Origin of the sequence: Methylobacterium sp. ARG-1, assembly GCF_001262595.1 — a bacterium.
GTDB classification, from domain to species: domain Bacteria; phylum Pseudomonadota; class Alphaproteobacteria; order Rhizobiales; family Beijerinckiaceae; genus Methylobacterium; species Methylobacterium brachiatum.
Window position 1 is genome coordinate 45,521 of the sequence record NZ_LHCD01000011.1, and the last position, 12,729, is coordinate 58,249.

The window sequence follows — 12,729 nt, forward strand, 5'->3', positions numbered from 1 at the left end:
ATGGCGGAGGCGCGCCCGGTCGGGGTCGGGGAAGACCCCGCCGAGAGCCGTCGCCGCAAGCGCTCGGCCGCCATCTCCCTGGTCCTGGTCACGGCGGCGGGCGCCGCGGCGCTGAGGCTGGGCTGGCTCGATCCGTCCCAGAAGGAGGAGGACGCCCTCGTCTACGACAGCCTCGCCGCCTGCATCGGCCAGGGCCTGCGCACGGAGGATGCCTGCACGACCGATTACGCGGCGGCCCAGTCGGCCTATCCCGCCACCGCGCCGCGCTAAGCCACCGCAGAGGCCTGCCGGGCGCATCACGGTGCCGATGGCTGCGTCGCCGGGGAGACGATCGCCCCGGACGCGGCCGGGTCCTTCGTGCCCCTGATGGCCGGCTACATGATCGGGCGCACGCTGGAGCAGGGCCTGCCGGCCCAGCCGCTCTACCGGCACGCGGAGGAGCCCCCGGCGTCCGGCGGAAGCGGCGGTGGGGGCGGCGGCTACTGCACCGGTTCGGGCGGCCGGGTCTACGCCTCGGCGGGCCGCCCGGCGACCCGCGTCGCCTCCAGCGTGGCGCGCACGACGTCATCCGCGCCCCGGATGGTCTCCCAGGGCGGGTTCGGGGCGACCGGGCGGGCGATCGCGTCCGCGGGCAGCCGTTCGGGCGGGTTCGGAGGCGGCTGATGCGCCGGGTGTCCCTGCCGGAGCGGCCGGATTGGCGCGATCACGCGGCGCGGGCCGGCTTCACCTTCCACACCTTCGACGACGAACCCTACTGGGACGAGAGCGCCTATTACGCCTTCACCCTGGCCGAGATCGAGGACGACATCGAGGCGCCGACCCGGGAGCTCCACGCCCTCTGCCTCGCCTTCACCGAGCGGGCCGTGACGGATGGCGCGATCCTCGCCTCCCTGGCGATCCCCGAACTGGCCTGGGACGCCATCGCGGACAGTTTCCGGCGGCGCGACCCATCCCTCTACGGCCGGATGGACCTTCGCTACGGTAGCGCCGGGACCGGGCCGGCCAAGCTCCTCGAATACAACGCCGACACGCCGACCGCCCTCTACGAGAGCGCCGTGTTCCAGTGGCTCTGGCTGGAGGATGGCCTGGCCCGCGGAATCCTGCCCGCGTGGACGGACCAGTTCAACGCACTCCACGAGCGGCTGATCGCCCGCCTCGCCGCGATGGGGCTCCCCGGCACCCTGGCCTTCACCTGCTATCCCGACGTGCCCGAGGACCGGGGCACGGTGGCCTACCTCCAGGATTGCGCCGTGCAGGCGGGGCTCGCCGCCCCGTTCGTGCCGCTGGAGGCGATCGGCCTGTCCGAGGACGGGCAATTCCTCGGCGGCGGCCGGCCGCTCGCCGCCCTGTTCAAGCTCTATCCCTGGGAGTGGATGTTCGGCGACGCCTTCGGGGCCGCGATCGGCGCCGCGCCGACCCGCTTCGTCGAGCCGCCCTGGAAGGCCGTGCTGTCCAACAAGGGCCTGCTCGCCCATCTCTGGGCGATGGCGCCCGGCCACCCGAACCTGCTCCCGGCCTATTTCGAGGCCGATCCCGCCAAGGCGGCCCTGGGCAAATCCTTCGTGCGGAAGCCGCTCGTCTCGCGCGAGGGCGCCAACATAATGCTCGTGCGCGACGGCGTGCTTCTGGAGCGCGACGAGGGCCCCTACGGACGCGAAGGCTTCGTGCGGCAGGCACTGGCCGAGCTTCCGGTCTTCGCCGACCGCCATGCCCTGGTGGGCAGCTGGATCGTCGGCGACGAGCCCGCCGGCCTCTGCATGCGTGAGGGCCCGCGCCGCATCACCACCGACCGGGCGCGGTTCGTGCCCCACGTGATCGACAGCTGAGGCCGCCTGCGCACGACGGCGCGGGCGGCCCGATTCTTGGCCGGGGTCGCTAAGCCCGCTCCTCCGTCCAGGGCCGCAGAGGCTCGGGAATGCGGAAATCCTCCGGCGTGGCGAAGTCGGAGGCCGCGCCCCGCATGGTCCGCGCGGGCCGCGCGAAGCCACTCCGGTCGCTGTAATCGAAGGCGCCGGGCCGCGAGAGGCGCTTCTGGCCGATCAGCCCCTGCGCGCAGATCACGTCCAGGACCGTGACGCCCGCGACCGCGGCGGTGGCGGCGGCGAGGTTGGACTGCTTCGGGTTGTCGTCCTCGAAGCCGGTGGCCAAGGTGGCGAGATCGAGGGCATCACCGCCGACGCGGGCCAGGATCCAGGGGGTCGGATCGTGGCTCATGAGGATCGCGACGCCGGTCGCCACCTCGCGGACGCCGTAGGCCTGCACCAGGGTCTCGCGGCCCTTGAGCCCCAGCGCCCGGCACAGGCCGTGCGCGGCGGTCAGTTCCAGGAGGCCCAGCCCGATCGAGAACCAGCCGAGGCCCCGGGCCAGTTCGTCGTGCCGGGTATAGGCGCCGCCGCCGGGGGCACCACGGGGGGCCGTGCGGGGGGCGGGAGATTGATGCGTGCTGTTGCTCATGGCCGGATCACCACCTTGATGCAGCCGTCCTGCTTGTCGCGGAACACCCGATACATTTCCGGGCCGTCCTCCAGCCCGATCGTATGGGTGATGACGAAGGACGGATCGATCTGGCCGTCCTCGATCCGCTTGAGCAGGTCGGGGGTCCAGCGGTTGACGTGGGTCTGGCCGGTGCGGACCGTCAGGCCCTTGTTCATCAGGGCACCGATCGGGAATTTGTCGATGAGGCCGCCATACACGCCGGGGACCGAGAGCACGCCGGCCGGGCGGCAGACCATGATCATCTGGCGCAGCACGTGGGCGCGGTCGGTCTCCAGCAGCATCGCCTGCTTGGCCCGGTCGTAGACGGCGTCCACGGCGCCCATGGCATGCGCCTCGAGCCCGACCGCGTCGATGCACTTCTCCGGGCCGCGGCCGTCGGTCATGTCGTTGAGGCGGCCGACGATGTTGGGCTCGGCGTCGTAGTCGATCACCTCGGCACCGCCGGCCTCGGCCATCTGCAGGCGCTCGGGCACGCGGTCGATCGCGATGACGCGCTTGGCCCCGAGGAGCAGCGCCGAGCGGATCGCCATCTGGCCGACCGCGCCACAGCCCCAGATCGCCACCGTGTCGGTCGGCTGGATGTCGCACTGGACCGCGCCCTGCCAGCCGGTCGGGAACACGTCCGACAGGAACAGGAGCTTCTCGTCCGAGATGCCCTCGGGGACCTTGATATGCGTCGAGTCCGCGAACGGCACGCGCAGGAATTCGGCCTGGCCGCCCGCATAGCCGCCGGTCAGGTGGGTGTAGCCGAACAGACCGGCAGTCGTGTGCCCGAACGCGGTATCGCCCAGCCCCTTGTTGCGGTTCGAACGCTCGCACACCGAGAAATTGCCGCGCCGGCACTGCTCGCACTGGCCGCAGGTGATGGTGAACGGGACAACGATCCGGTCGCCGACCTTGAGCGCCTTGTTGTCCTTGCCGACCTCGACGACCTCGCCCATGGCCTCGTGGCCCAGCACGTCGCCCGACTTCATGCCCGGCATGAAGTGATCGTAGAGGTGGAGGTCCGAGCCGCAGATCGCGCAGCTCGTCACCTTGATGATGGCATCGCGGCCATCCTCAATCTCCGGATCCGGGACCGTGTCGCAGCGAACGTCACGGGTGCCGTGCCAGACGAGTGCCTTCATGGGAGCGATGTTCCGGCTGTCATTCCACGGGTGGTTGTCTGAAGACTAACCAACACTCGGGAGGATTGTTCTGTCCGCACGGCAAAACGGCGCTCCGGGGCCGGCCCGCAGGCCGACCTCCGGAACGCCGCGAGCTCAGCCGATCTGTTCGGACTGGGCGGCGCTGTCGGGACGGGCCGGGCCGAGCACCGGCTCCTGACCCATCGGCTGGTTCTGGACGATGCTGTATTGGCCCTTGCCGTCGAGCGACGGGCCCTGGGTCCAGCGGCCTTCGGGCGGCGGCGAGCCGTCGGCCGAGGACGAGAAGAAGTTGTAGTTGAACTTCTGGTTCTCTTTCTCCTGCGGGAAGGAATTCGGGATCGGCAGGTTGCCCTGATGGCCGCCCAGCTCCTCGATCACCGCCAGCCATTGCTGCTGGTGCATCGTGTCGCGCGCGATCAGGAAGCTCCACATGTCGCGCATGCCGGCATCGTTGGTCGCGTTGTACAAGCGCACGGCCAGAACCCGGCCGGTGCTCTCGGCGGCGACGTTGCAGTACATGTCAGCCGCGATGTTGCCGCTGGCGTAAATGTGGCTCATGTCGAAGGGCAGGCCGTCGGAATTGCCCGGAAAGGCCGCCATGCCGGTGGACAGCAGCGTCTTGTGCAGCATGCCCTCGGCGATGTGGCGCGGGTTCTCGCCGCCCATCACGGCCCCGACGATCGCGTCGGCGGCGCCCGCCTCCTGCACCTTCGTGGGGGCGGTCTCGAGGTTCATCGCCACCGCGGTGGCGAGCATCTCGATATGACCCAGCTCTTCCGTGGCGGTGTTGAGCAGCATGTCGCGATACTTCGTGGTCGGCGCGCGATTGCCCCAAGCCTGGAAGAAGTATTGCATACACACGCGGATCTCGCCCTCGATCCCGCCGATCGCCTGCTGAAGCATGCGCGCGTAGATCGGATCGGGCTTGTCGACCTTCACGGGGTATTGGAGGCGCTTGTCGAGGTAATACATGCTGTCCGGTCCTTGCTGGAGGCACGGCACGGGACTTCACCGCGCGCGCTTTCGGGGACGCGATGGCCCGTCAGGGCATCCCGCCTCGCTCCTCGACCAACCGCGCTTCGGGCTATTGGTTCAGTATTCTTTTAAGACCGGCAGGCCATTTTCAGCCTAGTTCGCCCATAAAATGGCGTAAAAACCAAACCATGTTAGTGGATGGCACGCCCAAGCTTCTGAGACTGTGAGCCAAGATAAACCTATGTTGCGATCGATCTTCCGGTAACCTTGGCAGCACGGAAGGAACCCGAACTTTTTGCTGGCACAATGGCTTCGGCCACCGGGCTGCGTTGCGCGGTGATCGCGCGCCAAGGCGGCGTGAACGGGCCGGACGCTCGGCTTGATCAGGAATGCGGCCGTCTGCGGCCGCGCGGCCCGGCGGGGATCGAGGCGGGTCCGCGGCTTTCGGTAAGCAGCTTGCGCCAGCGGGTCAGCCGCTCCGGGTCCAGCCGGCCGTCCGCGATGGCGGCCTGCACGGCGCAGCCCGGCTCATGCGCGTGGGTGCAGTCCCGGAAGCGGCAGGACGGGGCGAGCTCGGTGATCTCGGCGAACAGGGTCGCGATGCCGTCGGCGGCGTCGCTGACCTGGAGGGTGCGCATGCCCGGCGTGTCGATGACCCAGCCGCCGCCCGCGATGGCGTGCAGCGACCGCGCCGTCGTGGTGTGGCGCCCCTTCGCGTCGTGCTCGCGAATGCCGCCGGTCTGCTGGGGCGCGTCCCGGCCTGGGCCGGTCAGGGTATTAACGAGGGTCGATTTGCCGACCCCGGACGAGCCGACCAGCGCGATGGTCTGCCCGACGCCGCACCACGGGGCCAGGAGGTCCGCCGCCTCCGGGACGCGGGGATTGACGGCCAGCACGGTCAGCCCGCGCTGCAGGGCCGCGGCCTGGCGCTCGAAGTCGCCCGGATCGGCGGTCATGTCCGCCTTGGTGAGCAGGATGACGGGATCGGCGCCCCCCTGGTTGGCCAGCGCCAAGTAGCGCTCGAGCCGGGCGGGGTTGAAATCGGCGTTGCAGGAGGTGACCACGAATAGGGTGTCGACATTGGCCGCGGCGGCCTGAAGGGTCGCGCTGCCCTCGACGCGCCGTTCCAGGACGGTCTTGCGGTCCAACCGGCGCTGCACGGTCAGGGTCTCGGGATCGACCAAGACCCAATCGCCCACCGCGAACGCACTGGTCTTCGTATGGATCGGGAGCGCCAGCTCGACGGGGCCGGCGGGGGACAGGGCGGTCAGGCGCGCGCGGTGGACCGTGGCGATCCGCATGGCCGCCAGCGCGGCCTCCTGGGGGCTGCGCTGGTCCTCGAAGAACGCGGACCATCCCAGACCTGTCGGGGACATCGCAAGGACGGGGGCGGGATGATCGATCACCGCGTTGCCCATGGCACGGCCCCGCGCGGATAGCCAGGGCGCCTGGCGGACCGTCCTCGAAGCGGCGGGCGGGGCGGCTCTTCAGGCGAGCGGCCTGCGCACGGCGCGGGGAGGCGCCGGATCGATGCTGGCCGGTCCCGCGTTTCCCGGGACGGCTCATCGCCCCGGAGGATCGTCGTGGGACTCACTGCTTTCGTCTTCTTCGTCGTGCCCTGGATGCTGGTCGCGGCCTGGCTGTTCCGGTCGTCAAATTCCGCCATCCGCATGGGCCTGCCGGCGACGCCCTGGCGCCCGCTCACGGATTTCCCCCCGCCGGTGCGCGACCAGCGGACGATGGTCGACACCAGCGCGGTGCCGAAGGGCGCAGCCGGGCATACCGCTGACGACAAGCACCGTCCGTTCGAGACGCCGTAGACGGCCGCTCGGTCGCGACCACCGCAGGGGACGCCCCGTCGTCCCGACGCGCCCGCACCGGCAGCCCTCGGTGGCAGGCTCCAGGGTTTCGGAGCTTCCGCGCCCGGCGCCGCGCGCTCCGTATCCCGTGGCACCAGAGGCCATCCCGGTTCGGAGCCGAGGGCGATAACGAAGCGCGACAGGATCCTCTGCCGTGGGAGCCACGATGTTCACACATCGCCGCCGGAGGCGAACCAAGGCCAACCCCACGCGCGCCTTCCCTCCCCCCTTTGCGGGGGAGGGTGGACCTCGCGTTGGCGAGGATCGGGAGAGAAGAACCCGGGTTCAGGACAAGGCGCGACCGGCATGACGGCCAATGCCGTCTTCTGAACCGTTGCTCCCCTCTCCCGACCCCCTTCGGGGGCCACCCTCCCCCGCGGAGGGGGAGGGAAGGCGCGTGTTGGCCACGGACAGACGTCTCTTGCCGCCGAGAACCGTCCGGACCGCGTTCTATGAACCCGCTCCCACACCCAGGCGAGTGGACCCGCGCCTCATGCGGTCGAAGCCGGGAGAGCCGGCCCCCGTCGCCCAGAATCAGGTGCCGGCATCGGAAATCCCGCGATCAGCCCGGACTCTCCAGCAGATGCAGGGCGAAGCTGCCGCCCTCGGCCTGCCAGAGGCCGCGCGGCTGCCAGCCGCTCCGGATCGCCAGGGCCTGGAACGCCGCCGGGGTGTATTTGTGGGACGTGTCGGTCCGGACGTGCTCAGCGGCCGCGAAGGCGATGCTCGCCCCGCCCAGCCGGTAGGTCGCCGGCCGGTGCGCCACGAGATGCGCCTCGACCCGCAGCGGATCGGGGCAGAGTGTGATCGCGTGCCCGAAATTGTCGAGGTCGAAATCGGCCCCAAGTTCCCGGTTGAGCCGGACCAGGATGTTGCGGTGGAACGCCGCCATCAACCCGTCGGCGGCGCCATAGGCGCGCTGCAGCCGCTCGGGCGCGGTGGTGGCATCGGCCCCGACCAGGAACAGGCTCGGCCCGAGCGTCGCCCGGGCTCGTTCCAGGAACAGGGCGGCGTCCGGGGGCGCGAAGTTGCCGATGCTGGTGCCGGGATAGAAGCCCAGGATCCCGCCCGGCCCCGCCGCGACCGGAAGCTGCACCGGCTTCGAGTAATCGGCGCAGACCGGCACCATGGCGATGCCGGGATAATCCGGCGCCAGGCGGCGGATCGCGCCCTCCAGGTACTCGCCCGAAATGTCGATCGCCACGTAGGCGGCCGGCGCCGTCAGGGCGTCGAGCAGCGTGCGGATCTTGCGGCTCGCGCCGCTGCCGAATTCCACCACGGTCACCCCCGGCGCCACCTGGGCCGCGAGCTCCGCGGCGACCCGGGGCAGCAGCGTCATCTCCTCCTGGGTCGGGTAGTAATCGGGATTGTGGCAGATCCGGTCGAACAGGTCGGAGCCGGTCTCGTCCCAGAGATACTTGCCCGGCAGGGTTTTGGGCTCGGCCGTCAGGCCCGCCAGGGCATCGCGCAGGAATTCCTGCTGCGCATCGGGGATCCCGATCGGTGTGCTCACGGCCGGGCCACCGTGACGACGACCAGGGCGAGGCGCTCGACATCGGCGTAGACCGCGTTCGCCAATTCCTCGCCGTACTCGTCCGGGTCGAATTCCCGGTAGGTCCAGTCCAGCCCGGCCCGGCCGCAAGCCTCGGCGACGGCGTCGCGGAACGGGTCCGCCCCATCGACGATCGCCGCACCGGTGAACATCACGAGGCTGCCCCCGGGGGCGAGCCGCTCGATCGCCTGCTCGACCACCGCCAGCGGCAGGCCGGCGCCCAGCGGGCCGCCGCCGTGCCGGTAGGCCCGGGCCGCGGGATCGACCATGAAGGGCGGGTTCGACACGATGAGGTCGAAGGTGCCCTCGACGTCGCGCAGCATGTCGCTGTGCCGGGCCTCGATGCCGTCGGTGCCGGCGAGCCGGGCGTTGACCCGCGCGGCCCGCAGCGCGGCGGGGTTGATGTCGACCAGCACCACCTCGGCCCCCGGCGACCGCTTGGCGATGCAGATCCCGGCCGCACCCGAGCCGCAGCCGAGATCGACCGCCCGGCGCACCGGGGTCTTGCGCGCCGCGAGATGCGCCAGCACCGCGCCGACGAAGCGCATCGTGTCGGGCCCGAAGAACACCGCGTCGGTCGCGCTCGGCGGGTAGGAGGAATGGGCGAACAGCTCGTCGTCGAGGCTTGAGAACCGGACGGTGGGGCGCAGGAGTCCGTCCTCCTCGACCACCGCCCCGGCCTCCCGCATCAGCGCCAGGAGCGGCGCCGGCAGGATCTCCGCCCGGAACGGCCGGGACCAGCCGACCACGTCGCGCAGGTTGCGCGCCTCGGCGTTCTGCGATCGCGCGTTGACGATGGCGTGGGTGGCGGGCGTCACGGTGGTGAAATTGTAGCCGGCTTCACGGAGTGCATGGCCGAGAGCCAGCAAAGCGTCCGTGTTGTCCGGGAAGGGCTCGGCCACGGGATCGGATCGCGTCATTGGGCTGTCCTCGAGGGTCCCTTCGGCGGCTCGTCGCAGAGCGCGGCGGCGCACAGGCCCGATCCGGCGAAGGGATGCACCGCCCCGCCTTGAGGCCCGGGGGCCGGACGGCGATAAGGCGGCGTGCGCCGCGGGGAAGCTGCATGGAAGCGCCGGGTCGGGTCGCCGGGGGCGGCAGGGGCGGACGCACCGCAGCCGGGATCGGCACCGGCAACGTCCAGAGGTGAATGCCCGGAAAACCGGATCGCTCCGGCATTGTTCCCGAATTTGCCGCAGATCAGGCGCTCGTAACTTATGTTATCTGGGCGATGATTTGACTCGAATACTGGTGGATCGGCGATCGAAGCCCGCCCCCCGGCCGGCTGGGATAGCGGCGCTTCTGCCACCCTCGCGCCGCCGTGATCGCCCGGCCCTCCGTCGTTAACCAACTGATTACCATGCGAACTTAGCGCAAGCACCAGAAACGGCGCATCCGCGCCGGCTGAGCGCGACCGATGATTGCCGCCGACACCGTATTGACCTGGTATGACCTCGCCGGGACCCATCTCGACATCTTCGGATCCTTGGGCCTGACGCTCGGCTTTATTGCCGGCCTCATGCCGCGCCGCGCATGGATGCTTGGCGGCTCGGCGGCCTGCGCCGCCTGCTTCGGCGCCCATTACCTGACCCTGGGCGCCCTTACCGGCACCGCGATGTGCGCCATTTCGGTGGTGCAGAGCCTTGTCGCCCTGACCTGCCTCGGCGCGCCGAACCGGAACGCCTGGGTCCATCCTCTGTTCGCCGCCACCACGCTGATCGCGGCCTGGCTGACGATCACCACCTGGAACGGCACGCCCTCGGCCTGCGCGGCGCTCGGCGCCCTGCTGGCCACCGCCGCCCGCCTCAACGCCGCGCCGCAGACGATGCGCCTGCTGTTCCTGGGCGCCTCCCTGTGCTGGGCCGGCCACAACCTCCTCGTCGGCTCGGTCTTCGGGCTGACCTGCGACCTCCTCACCATCCTGGGCCTCGGGATCGCCCTGTGGCGCGCGCTGCCGCCCCGTCCGGTCACCGCGCCCGGCTATCTCCAGGCCTGAGCGCACGCGATCGGGCCCGCGATCGGATCTGCGTCGATCCATCCGGGAAACCCTTCGGCCTCCGGCGGTTGCCTGACTTTCCGGCCGTGACGCCGGGGCGACTGGAGGATTGGATCTTGGCAGAGGCGACCTATCCGCCGCTCGACGTGCTCAAGCCAGTCGCCGAGGGCGTCTGGATCGTCGATAGCGGTCCCCTGCGGATCCTCGGGATGCCGCTGCCGGTCCGGATGACCGTGATCCGGCTCGGCGACGGCAGCCTGTGGCTGCACTCACCGACGCGCTACGATGCGGATCTGCACCGCGCCCTGGTGGCGCTGGGGCCGATCCGCCACCTCGTCGCGCCCAACATCGCGCATTGGACCTTCCTGAAGGATTGGCAGACGCATTGCCCGGAGGCCCTGACCTGGGCGGCGCCGAACCTGCGCCAGCGCGGCCAGGTGCGCCGCTCCGGCCTGAAGATCGACCGCGAGCTTGCCGACGCCCCACCGCCCGAATGGGATGCGGATCTGCGCCAGATCGTGGTTCCGGGCGGGCTTGGCTTCCGGGAGGTCGCGTTCTTCCACGGGCGCAGCCGGACCCTGGTGCTGACCGACCTGGTGCTCAACCTGGAAGCGGCGAAGATGCCGGCGCTCCTGCGCCCCTTGCTGCGCCTGGCCGGCATGACCGCGCCGGACGGGAAGCCGCCGCCCTATTTGCGCCTCGTGATTAAGCTGCGCCGGGCCGCGGCGGCACGGGCCGCGGCGGATCTCGTCGCGCTCAATCCCGCCGTCGTCATCTTCGCGCACGGGCTGTGGTTCGCCCAGGGCGGCACCGAGCGTCTGCGGCGCTCGTTGCGCTGGCTCGGCGATTTCAGCTGATCAGGCCCCCTCCCCGGGCAGATCCGGCGCCTCGGAGCCGTCCAGGGACTTGGCCAGCTCCATCAGCACCTCCTCGACCATGGGCGGCCACGGCACCTTCTCCTCGTCGAGGAGACGCGCCGCCCCGACCAGGGCGTTGATCTGCGCCTCGTAGACCGGCCGCTGGACCAGCTGCGCGTACCGCACTCGGGCGGCCAGGGCGGTCGCGAGGCGCTGGACCTCGGCGATCCGTGCGTTCGACGCGCCGGCGCCATCCCGGTTGCCCATCCCTCACCCCACTCGGATCCGCGTAGGGCCTAGATAGGCCCCAGGAAGGGGGCGCGGGGCAATCCCGGTCCGCTCGCCCGGTCCGCTCAGCCCGACCGGCGCACCGCCTCGACGCGGCCGGACGCGGCGTCGGCGAGGAGCTTGCGCTTGCCGGACCTGTGGCGGACGAAATCGTCGAGCGGCGTGCAGGCCGGCAGAGCGGGCGGGCCCATCTGCACGGGCAGCGTCGGCGCGTTCGGCTGGGGCGCGTCCTCGGGCAGCTCGACCCGCTGGCTCACCAGGAACGCGTCCAGATCGATGAGACGGTGGCGCAACCGCCGGATGTCGTTCTCGACGCCGTTCAATTGGACCATCAGGTCGGAGACGGTTCCCTCGCGGGCCGCGATGGCGGACTGGATGCCGGCGCGCTCGTTCAGCAGCACGGTCTTGACGGTCGGATTCATGAAGCGTCCCCGGAGCACGACGCCGCCAGGGACACGCCGTCTCGCGTCAACGCCAAGCCTCAATTGGGAGGAGGCGCTACGCCGGATGGCGAGGCCGTGCGGGCCCGCACAGGCCCGCCGCGCAACCCGTATCCAAGCGGGGATGCCCGACCCGGACGCGGAACTTTCGGTCCGTATCTGCGTCAGTTCTACGCAGACAAAAAGCGCCGGGAGGTTATCATGCGCGCGCCCTTGAAGATCGCCACGCTCGTCGTTCTGGCCTTGGGAACGCAGCCGGGCTGGGCCCAGTCCGTGAGCCAGACGGGCACCGGCGGCGGCCCGGCCACAGCCGCGAAGGCGCCCCACACCGCCGCAACCGGGCAGACGGTGCCCAATCCGAGCGCGCTCGGCCCCAACGAGACCGGCAGCATCGAGCGGCGCAACCCGGCTGAGCAGCGCAACGACGCGATCACCCGCGGCATCTGTATCGGCTGCACGAACCGATAGCCCGCCGGTTCGCGGCGCGGGCCGTCAGCTCTCGGCCCGCAGGCTCTTGATGATGCGGCCGGCGATCTTGCGCACGGCCTCGTCGTCCCGGTCCTCGCCCTCGGCCCGATCCCACAGGTGGTCCAGGCTGCGGTCGAGCTCGTCCAGAAGCTCCGGATGCCGCTGGGCCAGGAAGCGGATCGTCCCGAACAGCAAGTGTTCGGTCGCCATCTCATGACGCCTTGCGTCGGCAACCTGATCCATCGGGTTCGCACTCGTATCGGTCATGGCACTCAAACGATCCGCACGGAGCGCGGTTCAGCGGTGCCCGCGCGGTGCGACGCCGCGGCCGCCCGGGGATCACTCTGGGTCCCGATGGCGCAGCCCGGAACTGCGCCCCGCGGGGCGGGGTTTGACGGCCTCACAGGGAGGATACCGATGGTCGACGCTGCGCAGATTCAGGAACATGCCGAGGTTCTCGGCTCGGACGGCACCCATGTCGGCACGGTCGATCACATCGACAAAGGCGAGATCAAGCTGACCAAGACCGACGCGGCGGCGGGCGGCCTGCACCATTACATCCCGCTCGACTTCGTGCGGGCGGTCGAGGGCGGCAAGGTCCATCTCGACCGGCCGGCCGAGGAGGTGAAGCGCGAGTGGTCGACTTCCTGACC

General features: G+C 70.5%; 15 protein-coding genes and 1 pseudogene. 7 read left to right on the forward strand and 9 right to left on the reverse strand.

Going from position 1 to position 12,729, the window contains the following annotated elements; translation table 11 throughout:
* Both AKJ13_RS12725 and AKJ13_RS12730 read left to right on the forward strand, forming a co-directional pair.
* Positions 1-663 (forward strand): annotated as a pseudogene (locus AKJ13_RS12725) (DUF1190 domain-containing protein).
* The gene (locus tag AKJ13_RS12730; RefSeq protein ID WP_050733673.1) at positions 663-1,826 is read left to right on the forward strand and encodes a glutathionylspermidine synthase family protein; all 1,164 of its coding nucleotides are present in this window, start codon (positions 663-665) and stop codon (positions 1,824-1,826) included. The pseudogene AKJ13_RS12725 and the gene AKJ13_RS12730 overlap by 1 nt, the downstream one beginning before the upstream one ends.
* A gap of 49 nt (positions 1,827-1,875) precedes the next feature.
* Here the strand turns inward: AKJ13_RS12730 and AKJ13_RS12735 are convergent, their stop codons facing one another.
* The 4 genes from AKJ13_RS12735 to rsgA all read right to left on the reverse strand — a co-directional run bounded on the left by AKJ13_RS12735 (position 1,876) and on the right by rsgA (position 6,037).
* A complete protein-coding gene (locus AKJ13_RS12735) occupies positions 1,876-2,454 on the reverse strand; it encodes a hypothetical protein (protein ID WP_050733674.1) in 579 nt (192 codons plus the stop codon).
* Positions 2,451-3,623 (reverse strand): zinc-dependent alcohol dehydrogenase, encoded by a 1,173-nt coding sequence (locus tag AKJ13_RS12740; RefSeq protein ID WP_050733675.1) that lies wholly within the window; start codon positions 3,621-3,623, stop codon positions 2,451-2,453. Before AKJ13_RS12740 ends, AKJ13_RS12735 begins: the two co-directional genes overlap by 4 nt.
* A 135-nt stretch (positions 3,624-3,758) precedes the next feature.
* Complete coding sequence (locus tag AKJ13_RS12745; RefSeq protein ID WP_050733676.1) at positions 3,759-4,616, reverse strand: manganese catalase family protein; 858 nt, start codon at positions 4,614-4,616, stop codon at positions 3,759-3,761.
* 386 nt (positions 4,617-5,002) lie between these two features.
* Positions 5,003-6,037, reverse strand: a complete 1,035-nt coding sequence (gene rsgA / locus AKJ13_RS12750) for a ribosome small subunit-dependent GTPase A (RefSeq protein WP_050733677.1) — start codon at positions 6,035-6,037, stop codon at positions 5,003-5,005.
* 165 nt (positions 6,038-6,202) lie between these two features.
* Here rsgA and AKJ13_RS12755 point away from each other — a divergent pair, with 165 nt between their 5' ends.
* Positions 6,203-6,439: a hypothetical protein gene (locus tag AKJ13_RS12755; protein WP_050733678.1), complete on the forward strand. Its 237-nt coding sequence runs from the start codon at positions 6,203-6,205 to the stop codon at positions 6,437-6,439.
* A gap of 601 nt (positions 6,440-7,040) precedes the next feature.
* On the opposite strand, the gene egtD is transcribed toward AKJ13_RS12755, so the two are convergent.
* Positions 7,041-7,991, reverse strand: coding sequence for an L-histidine N(alpha)-methyltransferase (gene egtD / locus AKJ13_RS12760; protein ID WP_050733679.1), 951 nt, complete (start codon positions 7,989-7,991; stop codon positions 7,041-7,043).
* A complete protein-coding gene (locus tag AKJ13_RS12765) occupies positions 7,988-8,950 on the reverse strand; it encodes a methyltransferase (RefSeq protein ID WP_050733680.1) in 963 nt (320 codons plus the stop codon). Before AKJ13_RS12765 ends, egtD begins: the two co-directional genes overlap by 4 nt.
* 494 nt (positions 8,951-9,444) lie before the next feature.
* On the opposite strand from AKJ13_RS12765, the gene AKJ13_RS12770 reads away from it, so the two are divergent.
* Positions 9,445-10,023, forward strand: coding sequence for a YgjV family protein (locus AKJ13_RS12770; protein WP_050733681.1), 579 nt, complete (start codon positions 9,445-9,447; stop codon positions 10,021-10,023).
* Between the two features lie 116 nt (positions 10,024-10,139).
* A complete protein-coding gene (locus AKJ13_RS12775) occupies positions 10,140-10,880 on the forward strand; it encodes a DUF4336 domain-containing protein (protein WP_050733682.1) in 741 nt (246 codons plus the stop codon).
* On the opposite strand, the gene AKJ13_RS12780 is transcribed toward AKJ13_RS12775, so the two are convergent.
* Entirely contained in the window at positions 10,881-11,147 is a 267-nt protein-coding gene (locus AKJ13_RS12780) for a hypothetical protein (RefSeq protein WP_050733683.1), read from the reverse strand.
* A gap of 86 nt (positions 11,148-11,233) precedes the next feature.
* Positions 11,234-11,590 carry a hypothetical protein gene (locus tag AKJ13_RS12785; RefSeq protein WP_050733684.1) on the reverse strand — a complete coding sequence of 119 codons (357 nt, stop codon included), beginning with the start codon at positions 11,588-11,590 and terminating at the stop codon, positions 11,234-11,236.
* Between the two features lie 219 nt (positions 11,591-11,809).
* Here AKJ13_RS12785 and AKJ13_RS12790 point away from each other — a divergent pair, with 219 nt between their 5' ends.
* The gene (locus AKJ13_RS12790; protein ID WP_050733685.1) at positions 11,810-12,076 is read left to right on the forward strand and encodes a hypothetical protein; all 267 of its coding nucleotides are present in this window, start codon (positions 11,810-11,812) and stop codon (positions 12,074-12,076) included.
* Positions 12,077-12,100: 24 nt separating this feature from the next.
* On the opposite strand, the gene AKJ13_RS12795 is transcribed toward AKJ13_RS12790, so the two are convergent.
* Positions 12,101-12,286: a hypothetical protein gene (locus tag AKJ13_RS12795; RefSeq protein ID WP_007564603.1), complete on the reverse strand. Its 186-nt coding sequence runs from the start codon at positions 12,284-12,286 to the stop codon at positions 12,101-12,103.
* A gap of 207 nt (positions 12,287-12,493) precedes the next feature.
* On the opposite strand from AKJ13_RS12795, the gene AKJ13_RS12800 reads away from it, so the two are divergent.
* Positions 12,494-12,727, forward strand: coding sequence for a DUF2171 domain-containing protein (locus tag AKJ13_RS12800; RefSeq protein WP_050733686.1), 234 nt, complete (start codon positions 12,494-12,496; stop codon positions 12,725-12,727).
* Positions 12,728-12,729: the final 2 nt, after the last annotated feature.

Bases quoted from the DNA above. Each gene is read 5' to 3' on its own strand.
- AKJ13_RS12730 (WP_050733673.1), top strand. From the start codon at position 663: ATGCGCCGGGTGTCCCTGCCGGAGCGGCCGGATTGGCGCGATCACGCG.
- AKJ13_RS12735 (WP_050733674.1), bottom strand. From the start codon at position 2,454: ATGAGCAACAGCACGCATCAATCTCCCGCCCCCCGCACGGCCCCCCGT.
- AKJ13_RS12740 (WP_050733675.1), bottom strand. From the start codon at position 3,623: ATGAAGGCACTCGTCTGGCACGGCACCCGTGACGTTCGCTGCGACACG.
- AKJ13_RS12745 (WP_050733676.1), bottom strand. From the start codon at position 4,616: ATGTATTACCTCGACAAGCGCCTCCAATACCCCGTGAAGGTCGACAAG.
- rsgA (WP_050733677.1), bottom strand. From the start codon at position 6,037: ATGGGCAACGCGGTGATCGATCATCCCGCCCCCGTCCTTGCGATGTCC.
- AKJ13_RS12765 (WP_050733680.1), bottom strand. From the start codon at position 8,950: ATGACGCGATCCGATCCCGTGGCCGAGCCCTTCCCGGACAACACGGAC.
- AKJ13_RS12770 (WP_050733681.1), top strand. From the start codon at position 9,445: ATGATTGCCGCCGACACCGTATTGACCTGGTATGACCTCGCCGGGACC.
- AKJ13_RS12780 (WP_050733683.1), bottom strand. From the start codon at position 11,147: ATGGGCAACCGGGATGGCGCCGGCGCGTCGAACGCACGGATCGCCGAG.
- AKJ13_RS12785 (WP_050733684.1), bottom strand. From the start codon at position 11,590: ATGAATCCGACCGTCAAGACCGTGCTGCTGAACGAGCGCGCCGGCATC.
- AKJ13_RS12790 (WP_050733685.1), top strand. From the start codon at position 11,810: ATGCGCGCGCCCTTGAAGATCGCCACGCTCGTCGTTCTGGCCTTGGGA.
- AKJ13_RS12795 (WP_007564603.1), bottom strand. From the start codon at position 12,286: ATGGCGACCGAACACTTGCTGTTCGGGACGATCCGCTTCCTGGCCCAG.
- AKJ13_RS12800 (WP_050733686.1), top strand. From the start codon at position 12,494: ATGGTCGACGCTGCGCAGATTCAGGAACATGCCGAGGTTCTCGGCTCG.